Raw genomic sequence first — 19,111 nt, forward strand, 5'->3', positions numbered from 1 at the left:
ACCTGTCCGGCGCAATCGAAGTTGCGCGGACGGACACGGGACTCGATGGCCCACTCGATCGAGATGGAATTCTCTCAACACAGCATAGAAATTGACCTGACAATTTGTAATGAGGGTTTTCCGGCCCGCCAGACAGGAGATCAATTTCGCTGCAACGTGCGGCAGTCAACATTCAATCAGGCGCGCTAGGCGTATGAAAGCCGTGTGAAAGCAAAAAGAAAACTGGTGCGCCGACGACTGACCAGACCGGCTAGAGAGCAATCCGGGGAAGCTGCATTCGGTCAAGAAGATCGACACCGAAATGCAGGAACGCTTCGGGGACGTGAATCCCTGAGAGCCTGTCTTCGACCCTGATGAACGGAGGTGATTGCCATGCGCCGCTCTGTAAAGCCTATCCGCAATCATGTTTGCACCCACGCGTTTTGTCGCGTGCCGCTGTCGCCGGATGCAATCGCCCAGCTCTATGCGCGTTTCATGGAGCTCAAGGAAAAGCGCAGGCTGCCCAAGAGCATGACGTTCGATCAGTACTATTCGGTCTGGCGCAGCAGCAGGCGCGGCGAGAATTTCGTGGGCCTCGACGACGGCGCGCTCCAGCATTCATCGAGCACCAGCAAGCAACTGATCGAACGTCCTCCGCGACTGCTCAAGGGTGTCATTCAGACGCTGGTATTGCTGGTCGATTTTCCCGATCGCCCCCATGACGTCAACCGCAGCCCTGCGTTCTTCGAGCAGATGCTGTTCAGCGCCGACTATGTCTTTCCCACTGGCAGCATGCGTGATTACTACCGCACGGTCAGCAACTTCGACGGCGCGGCGGGAAAGGGCATCGACGTGCAGGGCAAGGTGTTCGGCTGGTTTCGCCTGCCTCAGCCGTTGAGCTTTTACACGGACGGCAGTTCGGGCATGGACGGCACGTTTCCGCGCAACGCCCAGGGCATCGCGCGCAATGCCGTGCTGGCGGCGCAGCAGGCCGGCGTCGATTTCTCTCCGTACGACATGCTCGGCGAGCATCTGGTCACGGCGCTCTTCATCATCCATGCGGGCGGCGGAGCGGAACAGACCTTGTCGCGCGACGATGTATGGAGCCACAAATGGGTTATTCCAGACGGCGTGAAGGTTGGCCCCAACCTTACTGTGCAAACCTATCTGACGGTGCCTGAAGACTGCAACATGGGCGTATGTGCGCACGAATGGGGACATCTCGCCGCGCGCTGGGCCGACTACTACGATACGGGCCGCGTTCAGCAGATGCAGTCGAACGGGCTCGGCAACTACTGTCTGATGGCGGCGGGCTCGTGGGGCAACAACGGGCTGACGCCCGTGCTTCCGAACGGCATGCTGCGCATGTTTCATAGCTGGATCGAACCGAGGCTCGTCACGAAGACGACGAAGAACATTGACCTCGAACCCGCGGCTGAGGGCGGCAGCATCGTCTATATCAACAACGCTGCGCGGATGGTCGAGGAGCAGTACATCATCGTCGAGTACCGGCGGCGACGCGGACAGGACGCGTTTTCGCCGGATGAGGGCGTGGCGATCTACGTGGTGGACGAGCGGATCGACAACGTCAACGACGAAGAGCATCTCGCGATCGAGCTGATGCAGGCCGACAACCGGCGCGATCTCGCGAAGATTTTCGGACAGGGCAATCGCGGTGACTCGACGGACCTGTATCCGAACGGCACCAAACGCTCGATCGGCAAGGCAACCAAGCCCGCGCTCCATTTGCCCGATGGCAAATGGAGCGGTGTGACGATCGCCGTATCGGGCACGCCAGGGGCTGACAAGATGAAAATTAGCGTGACGATGGAGTGAGACGGGCGCGGCGCACCATCGGCGAAGGCCGGACGGGACGAGATGAACGCGTTCGGGCGAGCCTTCCGCGCGCGAGGTAGGGACTCTTCTACCCCGAATGGTGCTGCCAACCTATAGAGCGGTTACTGGCTCAATTGCGAACCCCAGAGTAAGTGAGTGCCAACGCTCACGGGCGAGTGCACGCATACGGTGGCTTGCTATTCGCGCAGCAAGTATCTCTGGCGGCACGCATGCTTGACCCCTCGGTGCCTGCGCATCGGCCATGCATCGACCGATGCCTGCAAAAAAGCACGTCCTAGTGGAAGCTGCCGCCTGACTCGTTGTCAGAAATCTTTCTTCCGGAACTGTCTACGATCGCAACTGGCGTGCCGGCCGTGGTTCTCGCCGGATACGTCGAAAGCAGCCGCGATGTACGGCCCTGCTCACTAGCGGCCGATGTCGCGATGTCGACTGGCGGTTGCAGCGTCGTCACAAGACTTTGGAAACTCGCTTGCATAACAGAAGCGAGTCCTCCTCCAGTTTCTACGGCGATCTCCTGAACGTGGCGCCAGTACGCAAACGTCTTTTTAAGCGCGGCAGGCAGTTGCTGCGACTGAAGTTCGATCACTTCATTCAATGATCGTGAAGAAATTGCCGCTCCGGCTAACACCTCCTGTTCGCGGAGAGATGTCTTTACGGTTTGCACATTCAATTCGACAAGTTTCTCCAGGCCGGCTACGGCGCAGGCCATCCAGTCGAAGGCGCCGGGAAGATCGGTGTCGCGGCGAAAGAGGGGAGAGTAGTTCAGAGTAGCAGCGTGCATAGGAGAAAGGCTCGGTGAGAGTGAGGGTGATGGGGCAGGCACATGCCGGCATTGAGCCAGTCAGCAACCGTCATTCCAGCGCCGGTGGTCTGGCCTGCATGCATCGGGCGAGGCGGATCAACGGGCATTTCCGAGGAGAGCGCGGCGCGCATCCGGCAAGTTGTCGCTTCGATGCGCGTCGCGGTCAGGAGGCTCGACGGGATCAATCAGGCAACCGGGCGGCCTGGCATTGCACGGGTCGGGTTGCGGCGCAGGAGAGCGTCGTCATCGGTCGACGCACCGCCGGCTTCTTCGAACGGCGGCTGATGACGAAATCCGGCGTGCCCCGAGACGATGGAGATGATTGCGCCGACAACGAGTGCCGCAAACGAAAACCACGAGGCGCGTGCTACGGTGTCTGCTGCCTGACGTGCATCGGCTTCGGCTTGCGGACTCGAGGCTTCAGCGGTCGCGGAGGCAACCGCGCCTTGAACGCGTTGTGTCAAGGCGCCCGCCATCGTGCCGGCGGTTCCTGACGGACCGGCTGCCGCACCGACCGTTGCGCCGGTCGCCGCGACGCTTCCGGCGGCGCTCACCGCGCTTCCGAGCAGCGACGTTGCTCCGTAGACAACCATGAGAATCATCACCGCCCACGCGAGCAGGCCGTGAAGCCAACCGAGTACGGGGGCACAGCGTCCTGCGAAATAGGAACCGATGAAGACTGCGATGACGGTCATCACGATCAGGTAGACGCCTGAACCAAAGCCGAATCCTTGCAGAGGATTGGGACGGGAAAGGGGCGAGAGCGCGGACGTGCCGATTGCCGTGCCGAGCACACTGAGGATGAGGTAGGCGATCAGCGAGAGGATGACGCCTGCGATCACAGAACCCCACGAAACGCGAGGTAGTCCGCTCTGGGTAGTGAGGAGTTTCATAGTTAGCCTGTGACATGAAGGATTAAAAGGAATGAACGCAAGATGGTTGTGTTCATGCATTTGCACCGCGCAACGGCTGTTCCCGGCATTCCTTGAACTCGATCAGTTGCCGATTTGCGATGCAAGGGAACTCTTTGTCGGTGTCAGCGGGATGAATTTCGCCGGGCACATGTCGCTGGAAAGAGGAATCCACTTCGCGCTGTTTTGTCGACGCGATGGGTCAGTGTCGATAGTTACGAAGCTCCTGCAGGAACCGTTCGACGGGACTGGCGCGGCGAAACGCAACGTACCGGCGAACTGGCACAGCGCGTGCTGAGCGGTCTTTACGAAGTGATGCCCATCCGATGTGTAACCCGTGACGGTCCCCTGGAAAAGACGGTCCAAGAAGAGAAAATGGAGAAACCATGCTTGCCGTCGTCATTCCAGCCCATAACGAGGCTTATCTAATCGGTCAGTGCATCCGGTCGATTATTCGCGCGTCCCGTCATTCCAATCTCGAGGGCGAGGAAGTCCGTATTTTTGTGGTGATGGACAGTTGCACTGACGGCACGGGGCTGATCGCCGCGTCGCTGGGCGCGCAGATCTTATCGGTGGAGAGGCGCAACGTCGGCGCGGCGCGCGCGATGGGTGCACAGGCAGCGCTGGCGCAGGGCGCCCGGTGGTTGGCTTTCAGCGACGCTGACACAACGGTTGCGGAAGACTGGCTCGTGCAGCAGCTTAACTGTCGAACCGACGTGGTGTGTGGAGTCATCAGTATCGAGAACTGGGCCGGACACGGTGCCGCGGTCCGCAGGGACTTCACCACGACTTATCGGGACCGCGACGGGCACCGCCATGTTCACGGCGCGAATTTGGGCGTGTCCGCGGCGGCGTACGTGGCGGCTGGCGGATTCAGACCATTCGCATCCAATGAGGACGTGGCATTCGTCGAAGCGCTGATTGCCGCAAACGCATCCGTCGCATGGAGCGCCGCAACGCGAGTGGTGACCAGCGCCCGTCTTGATTCGCGCGCGCCTAACGGCTTCGGCGCGGCGCTGCGGGCGGTCAGTCTGCAATTGGCTGCGGCGGACGGGATGGCGAATGACACAGTATCGCAGGCGTGCGAGGATTCGGAGCGTTTCGACGCTGCGCCTTAACTGCTTCGCCTGACTCAACGTGGGATAAGTGAGTGAGATTCCCTGCGCTCACCACCTGTCGCAAGCAACCCCGTCAACCTGGCAGAGACGGGCGCCTGCAAGTATGCTATCGGACTCGGCGATCGATCCACGCATACAGCACGGGAGCAACGTGAAAAAGACGGAGTTGCGAAACGACCTATTGGAACTGCGCGAACTCATCCGCGAGTTTGTCGACGAGCGTGACTGGGACCAATTCCACACGCCGAAGAATCTGGCGACAGCGTTAAGTGTCGAGGCAAGCGAGCTACTGGAGCCTTTTCAGTGGCTTGTTTCGGGTGACAAAAGCGAACTCGACGAAGCGAAGCAGACAGCTATCCGGCATGAGATGGCCGACGTTCTGGTGTACCTCGTTCGCCTTGCAGACAAGATGGATGTCGACCTCTTTCAGGCTGTGGTGGAAAAGATGGCGCTCAATCGGGAAAAATATCCCGCCGACAAAGTACGCGGCGACTCACGCAAGTACTCCGAGTACGAAGACTAGAGTCAACGAGCCTTCCCCCCAGCCTCACCCGCAATTCAGGAGTGTCAGTCGATGTCGGTTTCGTCATCCGCCACCACACGCCCCGGCGCTTCCTCTCTGATCACATCGCTGGTCGCGGCCGCGTTGTTCATGGAAAACCTCGACGGCTCGATCATCGCAACCGCGCTACCGCAGATGGCGCATTCGTTTCACATCACGCCGGTCGAACTGAGCATCGGCATCACGTCGTATCTGTTGACGCTCGCGGTCTTCATCCCGATCAGCGGCTGGATCGCCGACAGGGTCGGTGTGCGCACGGTGTTCACGGCTGCGCTTGCGATCTTCACCGCCGCATCAGTGCTGTGCGGACTGACCGACAACCTCGTCGAATTCACCGGCGCGCGGATTGTGCAAGGCATTGGCGGCGCGATGATGGTGCCGGTCGGACGGCTCGCCGTGCTGCGCGCCACGCCGAAGGAAGGCCTGATGCGCGCGATCTCGATCATCACCTGGCCGGGGCTGGTCGCGCCAGTCCTCGGACCGCCGCTGGGCGGGTTCATCACCACGTATTCGTCGTGGCGCTGGATCTTCTATCTGAATGTGCCGCTCGGACTCGTGGGCGTGGCGCTGGCGTGGCGCTTCATCAGCGCGGAACGCGACACGGATCGTCGTCCGTTCGACATGTTGGGTTTCGTGTTGACCGGCGTCGCGGGCACGTCGGTGATGTACGCGATGGAGGCGATCGGCCGCGCCGACACGTCATGGCGCACGGCGCTGCTGTTTCTGGCAATCGGTCTCGCGGCTTGCGCGGCGGCGTGGTTTCATCTGCGACGCAGCGCGCATCCGATGGTCGATCTGTCGGCGTTCCGGATCAAGACGTTTATGGTGGCGATCGGTGGCGGGTCGCTGTTCCGGATCGCGATCGGCTCGGTGCCGTTTCTGCTGCCGTTGATGTTTCAGGTCGGCTTCGGCATGAATCCGTTTCAGTCGGGCTTGCTCACGCTCGGGGTATTCGCCGGCAATCTGTCGACGAAACTCGTCACGACGCAGATCTTGCGGCGCTTCGGCTTTCGCACGGTGCTTCTGTACAACGGCGCGTTCGCCGCGGTGACGCTGGCGAGCATGAGTCTGCTAACGGCCTCCACACCGTATGGATGGATCCTCTTTGCGCTATTCGTCAGCGGCGTCGCGCGGTCGTTGCAATTCACTGCGATCAACACGCTCGGCTTCGCGGATGTGCCCAAGCAGCAGATGAGCGGCGCGTCCACCTTGTCGAGCACCCTGGGCCAGATGACGATGGGCATGGGCGTTGCAGCCGGCGCGATTGCGTTACGGATCGCGGCGTGGTGGCACGGACACGATGCGCAAACATTGGCGCCGGCCGATTTCACCATCGCGTTTCTGATGATGGCGGTATTGAGCGTGATCGCGATAGCCGATGTCTTTTCGCTGTCACCCGATGCCGGCGCGCATGTCAGCGGACATCGAAGGGCGGGCGAGAAGTCGTGACGAAACAGTCGAAAGCGCTCTCGACATATTCGACACTGAATCGGCACACGCAATGTTCTACGCCCAGCTTGAAAGATAAACCGCGACACGCGAGCATCACGGCCCGCGACTCAAATCGACTTCACTTCTCCACCGTCCATCCGTAAGGTCGATCCTGTCATCCAGCGCGCCTCAGGCGACACGACGAACGCCATCAACGCGGCAATTTCCTCCGGCGTGCCGTAACGCGCAATACCGGCTTCAACGGGAAACTTTGCCGTCGCTTCTTCGACGGACATGTTGTGCAGCGGCGCCCAATGCTCCAGGTATGAGCGTCGCCGGCCGGTCATCACGGGCCCTGGCAGCACGCTGTTGACCTGCACGCCGTCGGCGATGCCTCGATCCGAGAACGCTTTCGCGAGCGCCACGATCGCCGCGTTGATCGTGCCCACCGCCGCATAGGGCGCCTTGGGAAACAGTGCCGAATTCCCGGACATCAGCACGACCGATCCTGAGCTTTCCTTCAGCGCCGGCCACGCCGCGATCGTCAATCGTCGCGCGCCGTGCAGCTTGAGCGCGAGACCATGCTCCCATTGCGCGTCGGTCATCTCGAGCACGTCGATCTGCGGGACTGCGCCTGCAATGTTGAGCAGGGCGTCGATCCGCCCGAACCTCGCGAGTGTCTGGTCGACGACCTGGCGGGCGACGTCGGGCTCAGAGAGGTCGGCGTCGATAACGAGCGTTTCGGCACCGGCCTTCTTCACCTCGACGGCGGTCTCGTCGAGGTTCGCGCGGTTGCGCGCCACGAGCACGATCGAATCGAAATCTCGCGCCAGTCTGATGGCGGTAGAACGGCCGATACCCTGGCTTGCGCCCGTCACGATTGCGACTTTGCTGGACATGTTGCTTCTCCTGATTGGTTGAATGAAGCGCGGTTCAGTGCTTCGGATATCTCAGTGGTTAAGGAAGTCCGAAATGGCCGCGGCGATTTCCGTGGCGTGCGTCTCCAGCGCGAAGTGGCCGGTATCGAAGAAGCGCACTACGGCGCCCGGGATGTCGCGCCGGAATGCGTCGGCGCCGGCAGGCAGAAAGAAGGGATCGTTTTTGCCCCACACGGCGAGCAAGGGCGGCCGATGCGTGCGGAAGTATTGCTGGAACGCGGGGTACAGCGCGACGTTGCTTTGATAGTCGCGGAACAGGTCGAGTTGTACTTCGTGCGCACCTGGCCGGCTCAGATAGAAGTCGTCGAGCGAGTAACCATCAGGCGACACGGACGCCGTGTCGAGCACCCCGTGCGTGTACTGCCAGACGGTCGTTTCGTGCGTGAGCAGTGCGCGAAGTGCGTCCCGATTCGACGGCGAAGCGTCTTGCCAATACGCGCGGATGGGATTCCAGCCTTCGCTCAATCCTTCTTCGTAGGCGTTGCCGTTCTGCGAAATGATCGCGGTGATCCGCTCGGGATGCCGGATCGCAAGGCGGAAACCGGTCGGCGCGCCGTAGTCGAATACGTAGACCGCAAAACGGTCGAAGCCGATCACCTCGGTGAAATGCTCGATGACGTTGGCGATGTTGTCGAACGTGTAAGCAAAATCGTCGCGACTGGGCATGTCGGACTGACCGAAGCCGGGCAGATCCGGCGCGACGATATGGAAACGGTCGGCGAGCTCCGGAATCAGGTCCCGAAACATATGGCTCGAACTCGGAAAGCCGTGCAGGAGCAGCAGCTTTGGGGCGCCGGGGCGGCCGGCTTCACGGTAGAACACCTTGAAGCCGTCGACGTCGGCGTGACGATAGGCAATTGAAGTCATGGTCTCTCTCCTGAGGGAAACAGAGTTAAACGGGTGACGAAAGGCGCCGTGCGATGTTCGGTATCGCAGGTCGCACAGAACTCGCGGATAACGTTAGCGAGCGGAAATCGACTGGACCGCTTCGGCGATGACATGCGTCACCGCGTCGGGAGCCGTCACGATCGGCGTGTGGTCGGCCTGATAGGACCGCACGTATGCATTCATGCGCGCTGCCATGAAATGCTGGGTGTCCGGGTTGATCATCCGGTCGCCTTCGGCGATCAGGAACCAGCTTGGACGGTCTTTCCACAGCGGACGCCCGACCGCTTCGCCGATGCACGACACGGAAATCGGACGCTGCACGGCAGCGAGCACCGCCAACTCCTGAGGCGTCGCGTGCTGCGCGAACGCCTGAGCGAACGCCTCTTGCGGCAGCCATATCAATCCGTGTCGATCCGGCGCGAGTTTCGGCGCCAGCGGATGCGCTTCGCCGCGATAGAACACGTCGCCGACCGTTTCTCCTTCATCCGGGGCCAGCGCGGCGACGTAGACCAATGCCCCGATTTTTTCGGACCGGCTCGACCCGATCACGGCGCCGGCATACGCATGACCGGCCAGCACCACCGGACCTTCGATCCGCTCCAGCGTCCGGTCGAGCGCGGCCACATCCTCACTCAGCGAAGTGAGCGGCAGCGGAGCCGCAACCGCATCGATCCCGTGTTCCTTCAGACCCTCGATCACCTTGCTCCAGCTCGATCCGTCCGCCCATGCGCCGTGCACCAGCACTGCGCTCACATTGCCAGAAGACATGTCCCGCTCCTTTGAAGATAGTGAATGCCGCTTGCGAAATGCAGCCAGGTTCGCCGCGTTTGTGTAACCTGTTTAATGCTGTTTTAAAGGTTACTAACTTGATATGTAACTTGTCAAGTACGTTTTTAGTGGTTACGATACTGACATCGTCATTGCAGATTGATTACAAGAAAATGGACTACCGTCAGATTCCCGCGATATTCGTTGCCGACGCGCCGGGCCTCGATTTCCTGAACTCGGTCGCGACACCCGTGGATGAAGAGGTCGACTGGATCAGCGATGGAGCCGGATTGCTGGCCTGGCTGGAGCAGGCCGGAATGGCCCCGCGCGCCGCGCTCACTGCACTGCGGTCGCAGGCCACGCCAGCCGAACTCGACGCCGTTGCGGCGCAGGCTCGGGCGCTGCGCGAATGGTTCAGGGGATTTGCGCAGAAAAGGAAGGGGCGGCCGTTGATAGCGAGAGATTTGCGCGAGCTCGCGCCGCTGAATCAACTGCTCGAGCGGGATGACCGATATGGAGAAATCGTCGCCGATGCGACGGGCGAGGCGTCGCCCTTTGAACTCCGGACGAATCGGCGTTGGAAGTCGCCGGAGTCGTTGCTGATGCCCATTGCCGAAGCGCTGGCGAACCTGGTGTGTGACGAGGACTTCACGCACGTGAAGGCATGTGAAGGTCCGCGCTGCACGTTGATGTTTGCGGATCACACGCGGGGCCACGCGCGCCGCTGGTGCAGCATGGCAATTTGCGGGAACCGCGCGAAGGTTGCCGCTCACCGAAAGCGGCTCAAGGAGCAACAAGGCGAGTGACGTAACGTGGTGAGCGATTCGGCGTTGTACTGAGGTCTGTTTTGGAGGCGTGATATGGATCACATCAAGGCGATTGCATTCGATTTGTACGGCACCCTTTTCGATGTCCACTCGGTGGTGGCGCGGTGCGATCAACAATTTCCGGGGCGCGGACGTGAAATCAGCACGCTCTGGCGACAGAAGCAACTCGAATACACGTGGCTGCGGAGTCTGATGAACCGCTACGTCACTTTCGAGGAGGCGACGGAAGACGCATTGCGCTTCACCTGCCGGCACCTTCGGCTCGATCTGGGCGATGAAGCCTGCAGGACGCTGTGCGATGCATACCTGCGCCTGCAGCCGTTCCCCGAAGTGCCCAGTACGCTGCGCGAATTGCGTCGGCGAGGACTGAAGCTCGCCGTACTGTCGAACGGTTCGCCTCATTCGATCGGCGCCGTGGTGGGGAACTCGGGACTTCGCGCCGAGTTCGACCATCTGCTGAGCGTCGACCCGGTCCGCGTGTACAAACCGGATGACCGCGCTTACCTGCTGGCGGAGCAGGCTTTCGGGCTCGCTCGAACGTCGATCCTGTTCGTGTCGTCGAATGCGTGGGATGCAACGGGGGCTCGCTATTTCGGCTTTCCGACATGCTGGATCAATCGTAGCGGCAATGTCTTCGAAGAAATGGGCCAGACACCCGACTGGCAACTGCAAGGTCTTGACGGATTGCCAGCGCTATTCGATGGCGGCGCCGGGGCGTCGACGCAGCGCTGATTCCTGGAGCATGCTGCCGGGAAGCGGCCATTCGCTGAATGATGAAAACGACAGAACGCGAATCGCCGCAACGGCCGAACTAATCACATCACGCCGCGGTGGCCTTTGAGAAGTGAGAAGCGGCGATATTCACGCAAGTCGTTCGGGCGAATCTGCGAGCACTTCTGGCGCGCAGCTATAATCGCGCTCGAACATGGCTAGGGGAAGTTACTCGTGAAAAAGATCGCTGCCTTTGCGCTCGTTGCGCTTGTACTGACTGGTTGCTCGTCTGCCGAAAAGCAGGAGCAGCAAGAGCAGAAGTTCCTCCACAACGAAACGAATCTTGCCGCCGCCCAACGTAATGCGGCGGTCAACTGCGACCCGGCGAACTGCGACGCGGCTTGGGCGATGACGAAACGCTATATCGAGCAGCATTCCGATACCACCGTGACGCGCGCGGACGCGGTCGCAATCGACACCGACGTCCCGAGTGGTTCGGGCAAGGTTGCCTTTTCGGCAACCCGCGCGGCAAAGGGTTCGGGCGCAACCTTGACTCTCTTTGCGCAGTGCCGCGGCATGTATGGGCCGGACAACGCCAAAGGTTCCGACTATGACGAGTGCGCCGAGAAGATCCTCAAGACACAGAACGGCTATGTGGCGTTCCTCAGAGCACATGCGTCGGGTCAGTAACGCCTTGGGCTGCCTCCGCCTACGATTTGCTGTTTCCGATCGATTAGCCAGGCGGTAGCGACGGCTCCCACAATCAACGGTGCGCCCACTAGCATCCCAGCTGTGGGGCGTTCCTCGAGAAAAGCCCACCCCAGCATCACGGCAATCACTGGATTGACGAACGTGTATGTTGCGACCAGTGTCGGATCGACGCGGTCGAGCAACCAGACATACGCGGCGAATGACAGAACGGTACCTGCGAGAATCAGGTAGCCAAGCGCAAAAAGCGAGTCTGCTGAGACTGCCTGGACCCGGAAGCCGCGTAGTTCTCCCGTTATCGCGCACAACACAGCGAGCGTTGCGCCACCCGCTAACAGTTCGACCCCCGCAAGCGTAAGCGCGGGAGTCTTGCCCTTATGTCGCTGAGTCAGGACCGTTCCTAGTGCCCACGAAAGGCTTGCGCCGAGCAACGCGGCAAGCCAGGGCAACGCCATTCCGTGCGAGCCCGACGAGGGTGCTGCCCACGCGATGACGGCGACGCCGGCAAAACCTACACCCAGTGCACAAATAGTGGCCGGCACAGGACGACGTTCTCCCGGAAGCAAAAAGCGCAGCATGGCAATCCAGAACGGAATGGTCGCCAGAATGACGGCGGCGATTCCTGACGGCACATGCTGCTGCGCAATTGCCAGAACGCCGTGGCAGCCGACGAAGAAAAGCAGGCCGCATGCGACGCCATGAATCAATAACTGAGCGGACGGGAGGCGCTGATTGTGCAGCAGGCTCCACCCGAGCAGGATCAAACCGCCAATCACGCAGCGTGTTCCCATCAGAATCATCGGTGGGAACGAGCGCAAGCCAATCGCAACGGCAAGATAGGTCGACCCCCAAACGAGATAAATGGCAGAGAACGCGAGTAGCGGTCGAGTCGACATAACGGGTCCGTTCGTTAATCTGTATAACCGGTTAACAGGTTATACTTTCAAGGCGGATTTACAAGAGGCATTTAGCATGACCGTCCAGAATGAAGAAGCTCGGCCGCGCAGGGCGTCGCATGTCGACGAGGAGTTGGCCATTCGGTTCGTGAACACGGTTGCGTGGCGCCGGGCTGACGAGCAGGAAGAGCGTTTGCCATCCGCTGAGGCGCTGCTTCGGTGGTTTGCCGAGGCCCGACTGTTCGATGCGGGTTTTTTGCGCGCGTTGTCGCTTGAATGGAAGGGCGATCCTGTCCTCGCCGAAAACGGATACCAGACAGCTTTATCGTTGCGCGAGACGATTTACCGGGCGCTTCAGAGCGCGGCGTCAGACAAGGCCCCAGCGAAAACCGACCTTTCGCTTCTGTCCCAGTTGCTCAATGCGGGCCCTCCTGGCATGCAGCTATCCGTCCAGCGAGGGCGCTATCTATGGAACGCCGACGGGCACGCGAATGGCGTGTGTGTTCTGCTCATGCCTGTGGTCATATCCGCTTTGGCGCTGCTAACCGGTCCCCATTCGCATAAGGTGAAGCAGTGTCAGGACGACCGGGGCTGCGGATGGCTTTTCGTGGATGAAAGTCGTGCGCAGAACAGACGTTGGTGTTCGATGGGCGACTGCGGGAACCGTGCAAAAGCCCGCCGTCACTATGTGCGCCAGCGCGACGCTGACGCTTAGACAGGGCTTATTGTGCTTACGCATTACTGAACCCTCAATCGCTGCCGCAGGAAGCATCAATCTGAGGGCGACCTACGCCCAGAGCATCACACTCGCCCAAGATTGCATTTGCGCCCAGCACGAACCATACTTGTTCTCTCCAGCCTTGTTCGCGGTGAATGGCGATGAACGGTAACGATCCCGATGGCGATCACCACGCGCACCCGCACACCGACACTCACGACCACCACGGTAGTGCTTTGTCGGAGATGGATCTGCGTGTCCGTGCTCTGGAATCCCTGCTGGTCGAGAAAGGGTATGTCGATCCGCACGCGTTGGACATCCTCATCGAAACCTATGAGCACAAAGTCGGGCCGCGCAATGGCGCCCGCGTGATCGCAAAGGCTTGGCGTGATCCGGCGTACAAACAGTGGCTACTCGACGACGCCACTGCAGCGATCGCGTCGCTCGGCTACACGGGCCGACAGGGCGAGCACATGATCGTGCTGGAAAACACGCCCGCCGTACACAATATGGTGGTCTGCACATTGTGCTCGTGCTACCCGTGGCCTGTGCTCGGACTTCCACCGGTATGGTACAAATCGGCGCCTTATCGGTCGCGTGCCGTCATCGATCCTCGTGGCGTATTGAAGGAGTTCGGCTTCGAGTTACCCGCGGCAGTCGAGTTTCGCGTGTGGGATTCGACTGCGGAGGTTCGATACCTCGTGTTGCCCATGCAGCCGCCCGGCACCGGCGATTTCTCCGAAGAGGCGCTAGCTGAACTGGTAACACGTGATTCGATGATCGGCACCGGATTGCCGAAGGCTCCTGAGTCGACACGGGGGACACCATGAACGGCGCGCAGGATCTCGGTGGTATGCAGGCTTTCGGTCCGATATGTCCCGATAACGAAGTCCCGCCCTTTCACGCCGACTGGGAGCGCAGGGTGCTCGCGACCACGATTGCCATGGGCGCAATCGGTAAGTGGAACATCGATATGTCGCGTGCTGCGCGGGAGAGTTTGCCGCCGGCGCAATACCTTTCCAGCAGCTACTACCAGATCTGGTTCGAGGGTTTGAAAAAACTCATCCTGAGCACCGGTCTGGCTACGGCCGACGAAATCGAGTCAGGCAAGTCGATGAATCAAGCGGCGCCGGTTCCACGCGTGTTGATGGCCAGCGACGTATCCGCGACGCTGCTACGAGGCAGTCCCGTCGAGCGACCCGCGGCCGTTGAAGCAAAGTTTGCCGTTGGCGATTGGGTGCAGGCTCGTCAAATCAATCCTTCGTCGCATACTCGTTTGCCGCGTTATTGTCGGGGCAAACGCGGGCGCATTGTTGCCGTGCACGGCACGCATGTCTTTCCCGATACCAACGCGATCGGCCTGGGCGAGCAACCGCAATGGCTCTATACCGTGCGCTTCGACAGTGCGGAGCTTTGGGGGAGTGATACGACTGCGGCGTCGGTATGCGTCGATTGCTGGGAACCGTATCTCGAGCCGCCGCCGGCACCATGACTGATGCTCTAACGAAACTACCTGAACTGCGAGCCGCGTTGCCAGCACTGCCTTGCGACGACGCAGGGCCGGTTTTCAACGCGCCGTGGGAAGCCCAGGCGTTTGCCATGACCCTGGCGTTGCACGAGCGCGGCATGTTCACCTGGGCCGAGTGGGCAACGTGCTTGAACGAGGCAATCCGCGACGCACAGGCCGCCGGCGACGCAGACCACGGCGACACGTACTACTCGCATTGGCTGACAGCGCTGGAGCGCATCAGCACGATCAAGGGACTCGTGACCGACGACTCGCTTCTGCGTCGCCGTGGCGCGTGGGATGCGGCAGCGCGCCGCACGCGGCATGGACAGCCGATCGAACTCGAATGACGGTCTGCACGCATCGTCAGTCGGGAATCTCGGGCTCGACCAGCTTCGCCAACTGAACAAGCGACTCCTGCCAACCGAGGTAGCACATCTCCACAGGAATGACCTCGGGCACGCCCTCCTGCAAAATGGTGAGTTCGGTTCCGCACGATACCTGCCGCAATGAAATGGTGGCCTGCATCTCGCCCGGCAGGTTCGGGTCGTCGAATCGGTCCGAGTAGCGGATTTTCTCGAACGGCACCAGTTCGAGATACTTGCCGCCGAACGAGTGGCTGTTGCCGGTGCCGAAGTTACGGAAGGACATCTTGTGGGTGCCGCCGACTTTGGCATCCATGTGGTGTACCTGACAGGTGAACCCGTACGGAGGAAGCCACCTCACTATCGCATCCGGTTCGAGGAAGGCACGATAGATGCGTTCTGGTGTAGCGCGCAAGACGCGGTGCAGATGGATGGTTCCGGTAGCCATGGTGTGTTCTCCTTTCATTAGAGAAGTTAGACATACTGCAACGACGATCCGACGACGCCGGTATCGACACAGGTTAAGACCAGGAAAAACCCGGGTGCGCCGCGCGGTCCAATATCGCAAATCGACGGCAAGCTTACTCCATCGGTGTGGTTCACCCATCCCATCGCGCTGGACATGTCTTTTTATCAAGTCATCCACGCGCCTGTTCCCCATTTACTACCGCCTCTGCGATCTCTTCGCGCTGGCGCCATGCGTTCGGCAGTTTGCGATTTCAATTTAGCCCCATCTGTTTTGTTTATCGCGATCTGAAATGCTGTGCAAACCTGTTCGCGGAGCAGTGCGGTCATGGGATCCCGAAAACGCTTTACGGGGCGCGGCTTGCCGATATCGTCAGATCAAGGGATAGGAAGTGCGACGGCACTTTCAAGCCGTTAACTCATGGTTTACCCTTACTTTCTGTAAGTCCCTGCAATTCATACCTTTGTATCCCGAGACGCCCGCACCTTCTATCGGCCAGCAAGAAGCACCTTAGGCTCAGTGCTTGCGCTGCGCTTCTGCATCCGCTGCCTGAATTCGTTGCGTCGGCGGTCCAAATGAGTTTTTGAAGGAGTACAGGTATGGCACGGATCATTGGAGGCATCGCTGCCTCGCACACACCAACCATCGGTTTTGCTTTCGATAAGAACAAGCGTGACGATCCCGTGTGGGCACCCATCTTCGAAAACTTCGCGCCGTTGGCCGACTGGCTCACCGACAAGCGCCCTGACGTGCTGCTGGTCATCTACAACGACCATGTCACTTCGTTCTTCTTCGACCACTATTCCGCGTTCACGCTAGGCGTGGGACCCGAGTGGAACGTCGCCGACGAAGGGGGCGGCGCACGCGATCTGCCGCCGATCAAAGGTCATCCTGAGTTGGCCGCGCACATCGGCACTTCACTGATGACCGACGAGTTCGACATGTCGTTCTTTCAGAACAAGGCGCTCGATCACGGCTGCTTTTCGCCGCTATCGATGCTTTGCCCGCACAAGCCCGAATGGCCGGTGAAGCTCGTGCCGCTGCAGATGGGCGTGCTGCAACTGCCGGTGCCGAGCGCTCGACGCTTTTACAAGCTTGGACAAGCGTTGCGACGTGCAATCGAGAGCTACCCCGAAGATCTCAAAGTCGCGATCGTCGCAACGGGTGGCCTATCGCATCAAGTGCATGGAGAGCGTGCGGGTTTCAACAATCCCGAATGGGACCAGCGCTTTCTCGATCTCTTCGAAAACGATCCCGAGCAACTGGCCGAGATGACGATTGCCGAATACGCGGAACTGGGCGGCTTCGAAGGCGCGGAAGTGATCATGTGGCTGACGATGCGAGGCGCCCTGTCGTCCAGCGTCGTTTGCAAGCATCGCAGCTACTACCTGCCGTCGATGGCAGGCATCGCGACTGCGATCTACGAAGGCGAAGAGGGTGAGACGAAGCCTTCCGTCGTCGAACGTCACCGCCAGCGGATGGCGGTTCAACTCGCCGATGTCGAGAAACTCGAGGGCACCTATCCGTTCTCGATCGAAGTCGCCGTGCGCGCCTATCGGATCAACGATTACCTTCACCGGATGGTCGAACCCGCTCATCGCGAAGCGTTTCTGAACGATCCGGAAGCGAGCTTCGAAGCGGCCGGGTTGAGTGAAGAAGAGCGCGACCTGATCCGCCGCCGCGACTGGCGCGCGTTGCTGCACTACGGCGTGATCTTCTTCATGCTCGAAAAGCTCGGTGCTGTAACGGGCGTGTCGAATCTGCACATCTACGCCGCCATGCGAGGCGAAACGCTGGAGGCTTTCCAACGCACCCGCAATGCGCCCGGCGCACTGTATTCGGTGGCGGGAAAAACCGCTGGAAAACTCGATTGGGACAACGCAGAAAAAGGCAAGAGCTGAAGGGTGAAAGTACCGCGCCGATGCTTTCGCCACCAGGCGGAGTGTCGGACTCAAAAGAAGCATGGCATGACGGCAAACAACACGAGCAATTACGTCATTAGCCAAAGCAAGGAGACAGGAGTAAATCGATGACAAACGGAAAAGCGATTGACATTAAGGCGTTTATCGACCAGCGAGCCATCTCGCCCTACCAGTGGTTACTGGTGGCGCTGTGCTTTCTCATCGTGACGGCCGACGGCATGGACGTGGCGATCATGGGCTTTGTGGCGCCCTCGATCATCCACGACTGGGGGATTTCACGCCCAGCATTTGGCCTCGTGATGAGCGCGGCGCCGCTGGGACTCGTCATCGGTGCGTTGGCGGCGGGCCCGGCTTCGGATCGTATCGGACGTAAGTGGGTTCTGATTACCTCGGTTTTCCTCTTCGGCATTTTCACCATCGCGACGGCTTTCACTCACTCGCCCATGGAAATGGCGGCGCTGCGGTTGCTGACCGGTATCGGCCTCGGCGCCGCGATGCCGAACACGACGACGCTTCTGTCCGAGTACGCGCCTCAGCGCAAGCGCTCGCTGATGATCACGATCATGTTCACCGGCTTTAATCTCGGCTCGGCATTGATCGGCTTTGCGGCCGGCTGGCTGATTCCCGTCCACGGCTGGCGTTCGGTTCTGATTTTCGGTGGTGCTCTGCCGTTGGCGCTGATTCCGTTGCAAGTGTGGCTGCTGCCGGAATCCGCCCGCCTGCTCGCGGTGCGTGGCGCATCGCCGGCGCGTATCGGCGCTGTTCTCGGCCGGGTATGCGGTGCGCGCTTTACCGGCGGCGAGGTGTTCGTTTCCAACGAACCGCCGTTGCCCACGCGCAAGCCGATCGGCGTGCTCTTCTCGCAAGGCTATGGCTTCATGACGGCGGCGCTTTGGGTGACCTATTTCATGGGTCTGCTCGTCATCTATCTGCTGACGGGCTGGCTGCCGACGCTCATGAAAGACGCAGGCTTGACCGTCACTTCGGCCGCTAACGTCACGGCGATGTTCCAGATCGGCGGAACGATCGGCGCCATTCTTGTGGGATGGGTGATGGACAAGGTGCGGCCTGCACGGGTGATCAGCGCCGCTTACCTCGGCGGCGCGCTGTGCGTTCTCGCACTCGCATGGATCGGCGCATTGTCGTCGTCGCTGGCCTTGCTGGTATTCGCGGCGGGCTTTTGCATGAGCGGCGCGCAGACGGGGTTGAATGCGTTCGCGCCGGGCCGTTACCCGACAGTTGCGCGTGCCACTGGCGTGAGCTGGATGCTTGGCATGGGGCGCTTCGGCAGCATCTTCGGCTCCGCCATCGGCGGCGCGCTGCTCGGACTCGGTTGGCAGTTCGGCGCGATTCTCGCGATGCTGGCCGTACCCGCGACATTGGCTGCGCTCGCCATCATGGTCGCTCAACGGGCGAGGACCGGCGAGCCGGCCGTGCAGCCGACTGCGGCGCACTGAGAAAGCCATCGGGCGGTGCCATGCGTGGCATCGCCCGATAAACGAATCAACTGTTGGAGTAAGGATGATCATCGATATTCATGGCCACTACACGACGGCGCCCAAGGCGCTGGAGCAGTGGCGCAACCGCCAGATCGCGGGCATCAACAATCCTTCGGACATGCCCAGGGTCTCCGAGTTGCAGATCAGCGACGATGAGTTGCGCGAATCGATCGAGCGCAACCAGTTGCGGTTGATGCGCGAGCGCGGGCTGGATCTCACCATCTTCAGTCCGCGCGCG

At 60.5% G+C, this 19,111-nt stretch carries 20 protein-coding genes and 1 pseudogene; 14 read left to right on the plus strand and 7 right to left on the minus strand.

Translation table 11 applies throughout. From position 1 onward, the window contains the following. Positions 1–372 precede the first annotated feature (372 nt). Positions 373–1,815 (plus strand): M6 family metalloprotease domain-containing protein, encoded by a 1,443-nt coding sequence (locus tag P0D80_RS20460; RefSeq protein WP_408286328.1) that lies wholly within the window; start codon positions 373–375, stop codon positions 1,813–1,815. A 295-nt stretch (positions 1,816–2,110) separates the two neighbouring features. On the opposite strand, the gene P0D80_RS20465 is transcribed toward P0D80_RS20460, so the two are convergent. Both P0D80_RS20465 and P0D80_RS20470 read right to left on the minus strand, forming a co-directional pair. After that, positions 2,111–2,617 carry a phasin family protein gene (locus tag P0D80_RS20465; RefSeq protein WP_408286330.1) on the minus strand — a complete coding sequence of 169 codons (507 nt, stop codon included), beginning with the start codon at positions 2,615–2,617 and terminating at the stop codon, positions 2,111–2,113. Between the two features lie 206 nt (positions 2,618–2,823). Continuing rightward, on the minus strand, positions 2,824–3,531 hold the full coding sequence (locus P0D80_RS20470) for a YrzE family protein (protein ID WP_408286332.1): 708 nt from the start codon (positions 3,529–3,531) through the stop codon (positions 2,824–2,826). Positions 3,532–3,935: 404 nt separating this feature from the next. Between P0D80_RS20470 and P0D80_RS20475 the strand changes: the two genes are divergently transcribed. The 3 genes from P0D80_RS20475 (at position 3,936) to P0D80_RS20485 (ending at position 6,678) form a co-directional block, all read left to right on the plus strand. After that, a complete protein-coding gene (locus P0D80_RS20475) occupies positions 3,936–4,667 on the plus strand; it encodes a glycosyltransferase family 2 protein (RefSeq protein WP_408286334.1) in 732 nt (243 codons plus the stop codon). A gap of 151 nt (positions 4,668–4,818) precedes the next feature. Next, the gene (locus tag P0D80_RS20480) at positions 4,819–5,190 is read left to right on the plus strand and encodes a nucleotide pyrophosphohydrolase (RefSeq protein ID WP_408177350.1); all 372 of its coding nucleotides are present in this window, start codon (positions 4,819–4,821) and stop codon (positions 5,188–5,190) included. A 51-nt stretch (positions 5,191–5,241) separates the two neighbouring features. Further along, positions 5,242–6,678 (plus strand): MFS transporter, encoded by a 1,437-nt coding sequence (locus tag P0D80_RS20485; protein WP_132379022.1) that lies wholly within the window; start codon positions 5,242–5,244, stop codon positions 6,676–6,678. 110 nt (positions 6,679–6,788) lie between these two features. Here P0D80_RS20485 and P0D80_RS20490 read toward each other — a convergent pair whose 3' ends face one another. From P0D80_RS20490 to P0D80_RS20500, 3 genes are all read right to left on the minus strand, one after another. Beyond that, complete coding sequence (locus P0D80_RS20490; protein ID WP_408286336.1) at positions 6,789–7,559, minus strand: SDR family oxidoreductase; 771 nt, start codon at positions 7,557–7,559, stop codon at positions 6,789–6,791. A gap of 51 nt (positions 7,560–7,610) precedes the next feature. Continuing rightward, positions 7,611–8,465: an alpha/beta fold hydrolase gene (locus P0D80_RS20495; RefSeq protein ID WP_408286338.1), complete on the minus strand. Its 855-nt coding sequence runs from the start codon at positions 8,463–8,465 to the stop codon at positions 7,611–7,613. A gap of 93 nt (positions 8,466–8,558) precedes the next feature. Further along, entirely contained in the window at positions 8,559–9,254 is a 696-nt protein-coding gene (locus P0D80_RS20500; RefSeq protein ID WP_408286340.1) for an alpha/beta hydrolase, read from the minus strand. Between the two features lie 173 nt (positions 9,255–9,427). On the opposite strand from P0D80_RS20500, the gene P0D80_RS20505 reads away from it, so the two are divergent. The 3 genes from P0D80_RS20505 (at position 9,428) to P0D80_RS20515 (ending at position 11,482) form a co-directional block, all read left to right on the plus strand. Continuing rightward, positions 9,428–10,060 (plus strand): CGNR zinc finger domain-containing protein, encoded by a 633-nt coding sequence (locus tag P0D80_RS20505; RefSeq protein WP_408286380.1) that lies wholly within the window; start codon positions 9,428–9,430, stop codon positions 10,058–10,060. Between the two features lie 54 nt (positions 10,061–10,114). After that, positions 10,115–10,813 carry a haloacid dehalogenase type II gene (locus tag P0D80_RS20510; RefSeq protein WP_408286341.1) on the plus strand — a complete coding sequence of 233 codons (699 nt, stop codon included), beginning with the start codon at positions 10,115–10,117 and terminating at the stop codon, positions 10,811–10,813. A 213-nt stretch (positions 10,814–11,026) separates the two neighbouring features. Next, complete coding sequence (locus P0D80_RS20515) at positions 11,027–11,482, plus strand: META domain-containing protein (RefSeq protein WP_408286343.1); 456 nt, start codon at positions 11,027–11,029, stop codon at positions 11,480–11,482. Here P0D80_RS20515 and P0D80_RS20520 read toward each other — a convergent pair. Then, positions 11,476–12,396 carry an EamA family transporter gene (locus P0D80_RS20520; RefSeq protein ID WP_408286345.1) on the minus strand — a complete coding sequence of 307 codons (921 nt, stop codon included), beginning with the start codon at positions 12,394–12,396 and terminating at the stop codon, positions 11,476–11,478. The two genes, P0D80_RS20515 and P0D80_RS20520, sit on opposite strands and share 7 nt — an antisense overlap. Positions 12,397–12,472: 76 nt before the next feature. On the opposite strand from P0D80_RS20520, the gene P0D80_RS20525 reads away from it, so the two are divergent. The 4 genes from P0D80_RS20525 to P0D80_RS20540 all read left to right on the plus strand — a co-directional run bounded on the left by P0D80_RS20525 (position 12,473) and on the right by P0D80_RS20540 (position 14,971). Then, complete coding sequence (locus P0D80_RS20525) at positions 12,473–13,111, plus strand: CGNR zinc finger domain-containing protein (protein ID WP_408177343.1); 639 nt, start codon at positions 12,473–12,475, stop codon at positions 13,109–13,111. 158 nt (positions 13,112–13,269) lie between these two features. Then, on the plus strand, positions 13,270–13,944 hold the full coding sequence (gene nthA, locus P0D80_RS20530) for a nitrile hydratase subunit alpha (RefSeq protein WP_408286347.1): 675 nt from the start codon (positions 13,270–13,272) through the stop codon (positions 13,942–13,944). Further along, entirely contained in the window at positions 13,941–14,606 is a 666-nt protein-coding gene (gene nthB / locus P0D80_RS20535) for a nitrile hydratase subunit beta (protein WP_408286348.1), read from the plus strand. Before nthA ends, nthB begins: the two co-directional genes overlap by 4 nt. Then, positions 14,603–14,971 carry a nitrile hydratase accessory protein gene (locus tag P0D80_RS20540; protein ID WP_408177341.1) on the plus strand — a complete coding sequence of 123 codons (369 nt, stop codon included), beginning with the start codon at positions 14,603–14,605 and terminating at the stop codon, positions 14,969–14,971. The genes nthB and P0D80_RS20540 overlap by 4 nt, the downstream gene beginning before the upstream one ends. 16 nt (positions 14,972–14,987) lie before the next feature. On the opposite strand, the gene P0D80_RS20545 is transcribed toward P0D80_RS20540, so the two are convergent. Beyond that, on the minus strand, positions 14,988–15,434 hold the full coding sequence (locus tag P0D80_RS20545; RefSeq protein WP_408286350.1) for an SRPBCC family protein: 447 nt from the start codon (positions 15,432–15,434) through the stop codon (positions 14,988–14,990). 617 nt (positions 15,435–16,051) lie between these two features. Here P0D80_RS20545 and P0D80_RS20550 point away from each other — a divergent pair. The 3 genes and pseudogenes from P0D80_RS20550 to P0D80_RS20560 form a co-directional block, all read left to right on the plus strand. Next, on the plus strand, positions 16,052–17,353 hold the full coding sequence (locus P0D80_RS20550; RefSeq protein ID WP_408286351.1) for a gallate dioxygenase: 1,302 nt from the start codon (positions 16,052–16,054) through the stop codon (positions 17,351–17,353). 128 nt (positions 17,354–17,481) lie between these two features. Continuing rightward, complete coding sequence (locus P0D80_RS20555; RefSeq protein WP_408286352.1) at positions 17,482–18,831, plus strand: MFS transporter; 1,350 nt, start codon at positions 17,482–17,484, stop codon at positions 18,829–18,831. A gap of 64 nt (positions 18,832–18,895) precedes the next feature. Next, positions 18,896–19,111, plus strand: a pseudogene (locus tag P0D80_RS20560) (amidohydrolase family protein); the annotation flags it as partial.

The organism is Paraburkholderia sp. RL17-373-BIF-A (assembly GCF_046030175.1).
In the GTDB taxonomy this organism is placed as follows: domain Bacteria; phylum Pseudomonadota; class Gammaproteobacteria; order Burkholderiales; family Burkholderiaceae; genus Paraburkholderia.

Excerpts from the sequence above, each read along its gene's own strand:
- P0D80_RS20495 (WP_408286338.1), bottom strand. The coding sequence starts at position 8,465 with ATGACTTCAATTGCCTATCGTCACGCCGACGTCGACGGCTTCAAGGTG.
- P0D80_RS20555 (WP_408286352.1), top strand. The coding sequence starts at position 17,482 with ATGACAAACGGAAAAGCGATTGACATTAAGGCGTTTATCGACCAGCGA.
- P0D80_RS20475 (WP_408286334.1), top strand. The coding sequence starts at position 3,936 with ATGCTTGCCGTCGTCATTCCAGCCCATAACGAGGCTTATCTAATCGGT.
- P0D80_RS20510 (WP_408286341.1), top strand. The coding sequence starts at position 10,115 with ATGGATCACATCAAGGCGATTGCATTCGATTTGTACGGCACCCTTTTC.
- P0D80_RS20500 (WP_408286340.1), bottom strand. The coding sequence starts at position 9,254 with ATGTCTTCTGGCAATGTGAGCGCAGTGCTGGTGCACGGCGCATGGGCG.
- P0D80_RS20540 (WP_408177341.1), top strand. The coding sequence starts at position 14,603 with ATGACTGATGCTCTAACGAAACTACCTGAACTGCGAGCCGCGTTGCCA.
- P0D80_RS20525 (WP_408177343.1), top strand. The coding sequence starts at position 12,473 with ATGACCGTCCAGAATGAAGAAGCTCGGCCGCGCAGGGCGTCGCATGTC.
- P0D80_RS20505 (WP_408286380.1), top strand. The coding sequence starts at position 9,428 with ATGGACTACCGTCAGATTCCCGCGATATTCGTTGCCGACGCGCCGGGC.
- P0D80_RS20460 (WP_408286328.1), top strand. The coding sequence starts at position 373 with ATGCGCCGCTCTGTAAAGCCTATCCGCAATCATGTTTGCACCCACGCG.
- P0D80_RS20470 (WP_408286332.1), bottom strand. The coding sequence starts at position 3,531 with ATGAAACTCCTCACTACCCAGAGCGGACTACCTCGCGTTTCGTGGGGT.
- P0D80_RS20550 (WP_408286351.1), top strand. The coding sequence starts at position 16,052 with ATGGCACGGATCATTGGAGGCATCGCTGCCTCGCACACACCAACCATC.
- P0D80_RS20520 (WP_408286345.1), bottom strand. The coding sequence starts at position 12,396 with ATGTCGACTCGACCGCTACTCGCGTTCTCTGCCATTTATCTCGTTTGG.
- P0D80_RS20465 (WP_408286330.1), bottom strand. The coding sequence starts at position 2,617 with ATGCACGCTGCTACTCTGAACTACTCTCCCCTCTTTCGCCGCGACACC.
- P0D80_RS20485 (WP_132379022.1), top strand. The coding sequence starts at position 5,242 with ATGTCGGTTTCGTCATCCGCCACCACACGCCCCGGCGCTTCCTCTCTG.
- nthB (WP_408286348.1), top strand. The coding sequence starts at position 13,941 with ATGAACGGCGCGCAGGATCTCGGTGGTATGCAGGCTTTCGGTCCGATA.
- P0D80_RS20545 (WP_408286350.1), bottom strand. The coding sequence starts at position 15,434 with ATGGCTACCGGAACCATCCATCTGCACCGCGTCTTGCGCGCTACACCA.
- P0D80_RS20490 (WP_408286336.1), bottom strand. The coding sequence starts at position 7,559 with ATGTCCAGCAAAGTCGCAATCGTGACGGGCGCAAGCCAGGGTATCGGC.
- nthA (WP_408286347.1), top strand. The coding sequence starts at position 13,270 with ATGGCGATGAACGGTAACGATCCCGATGGCGATCACCACGCGCACCCG.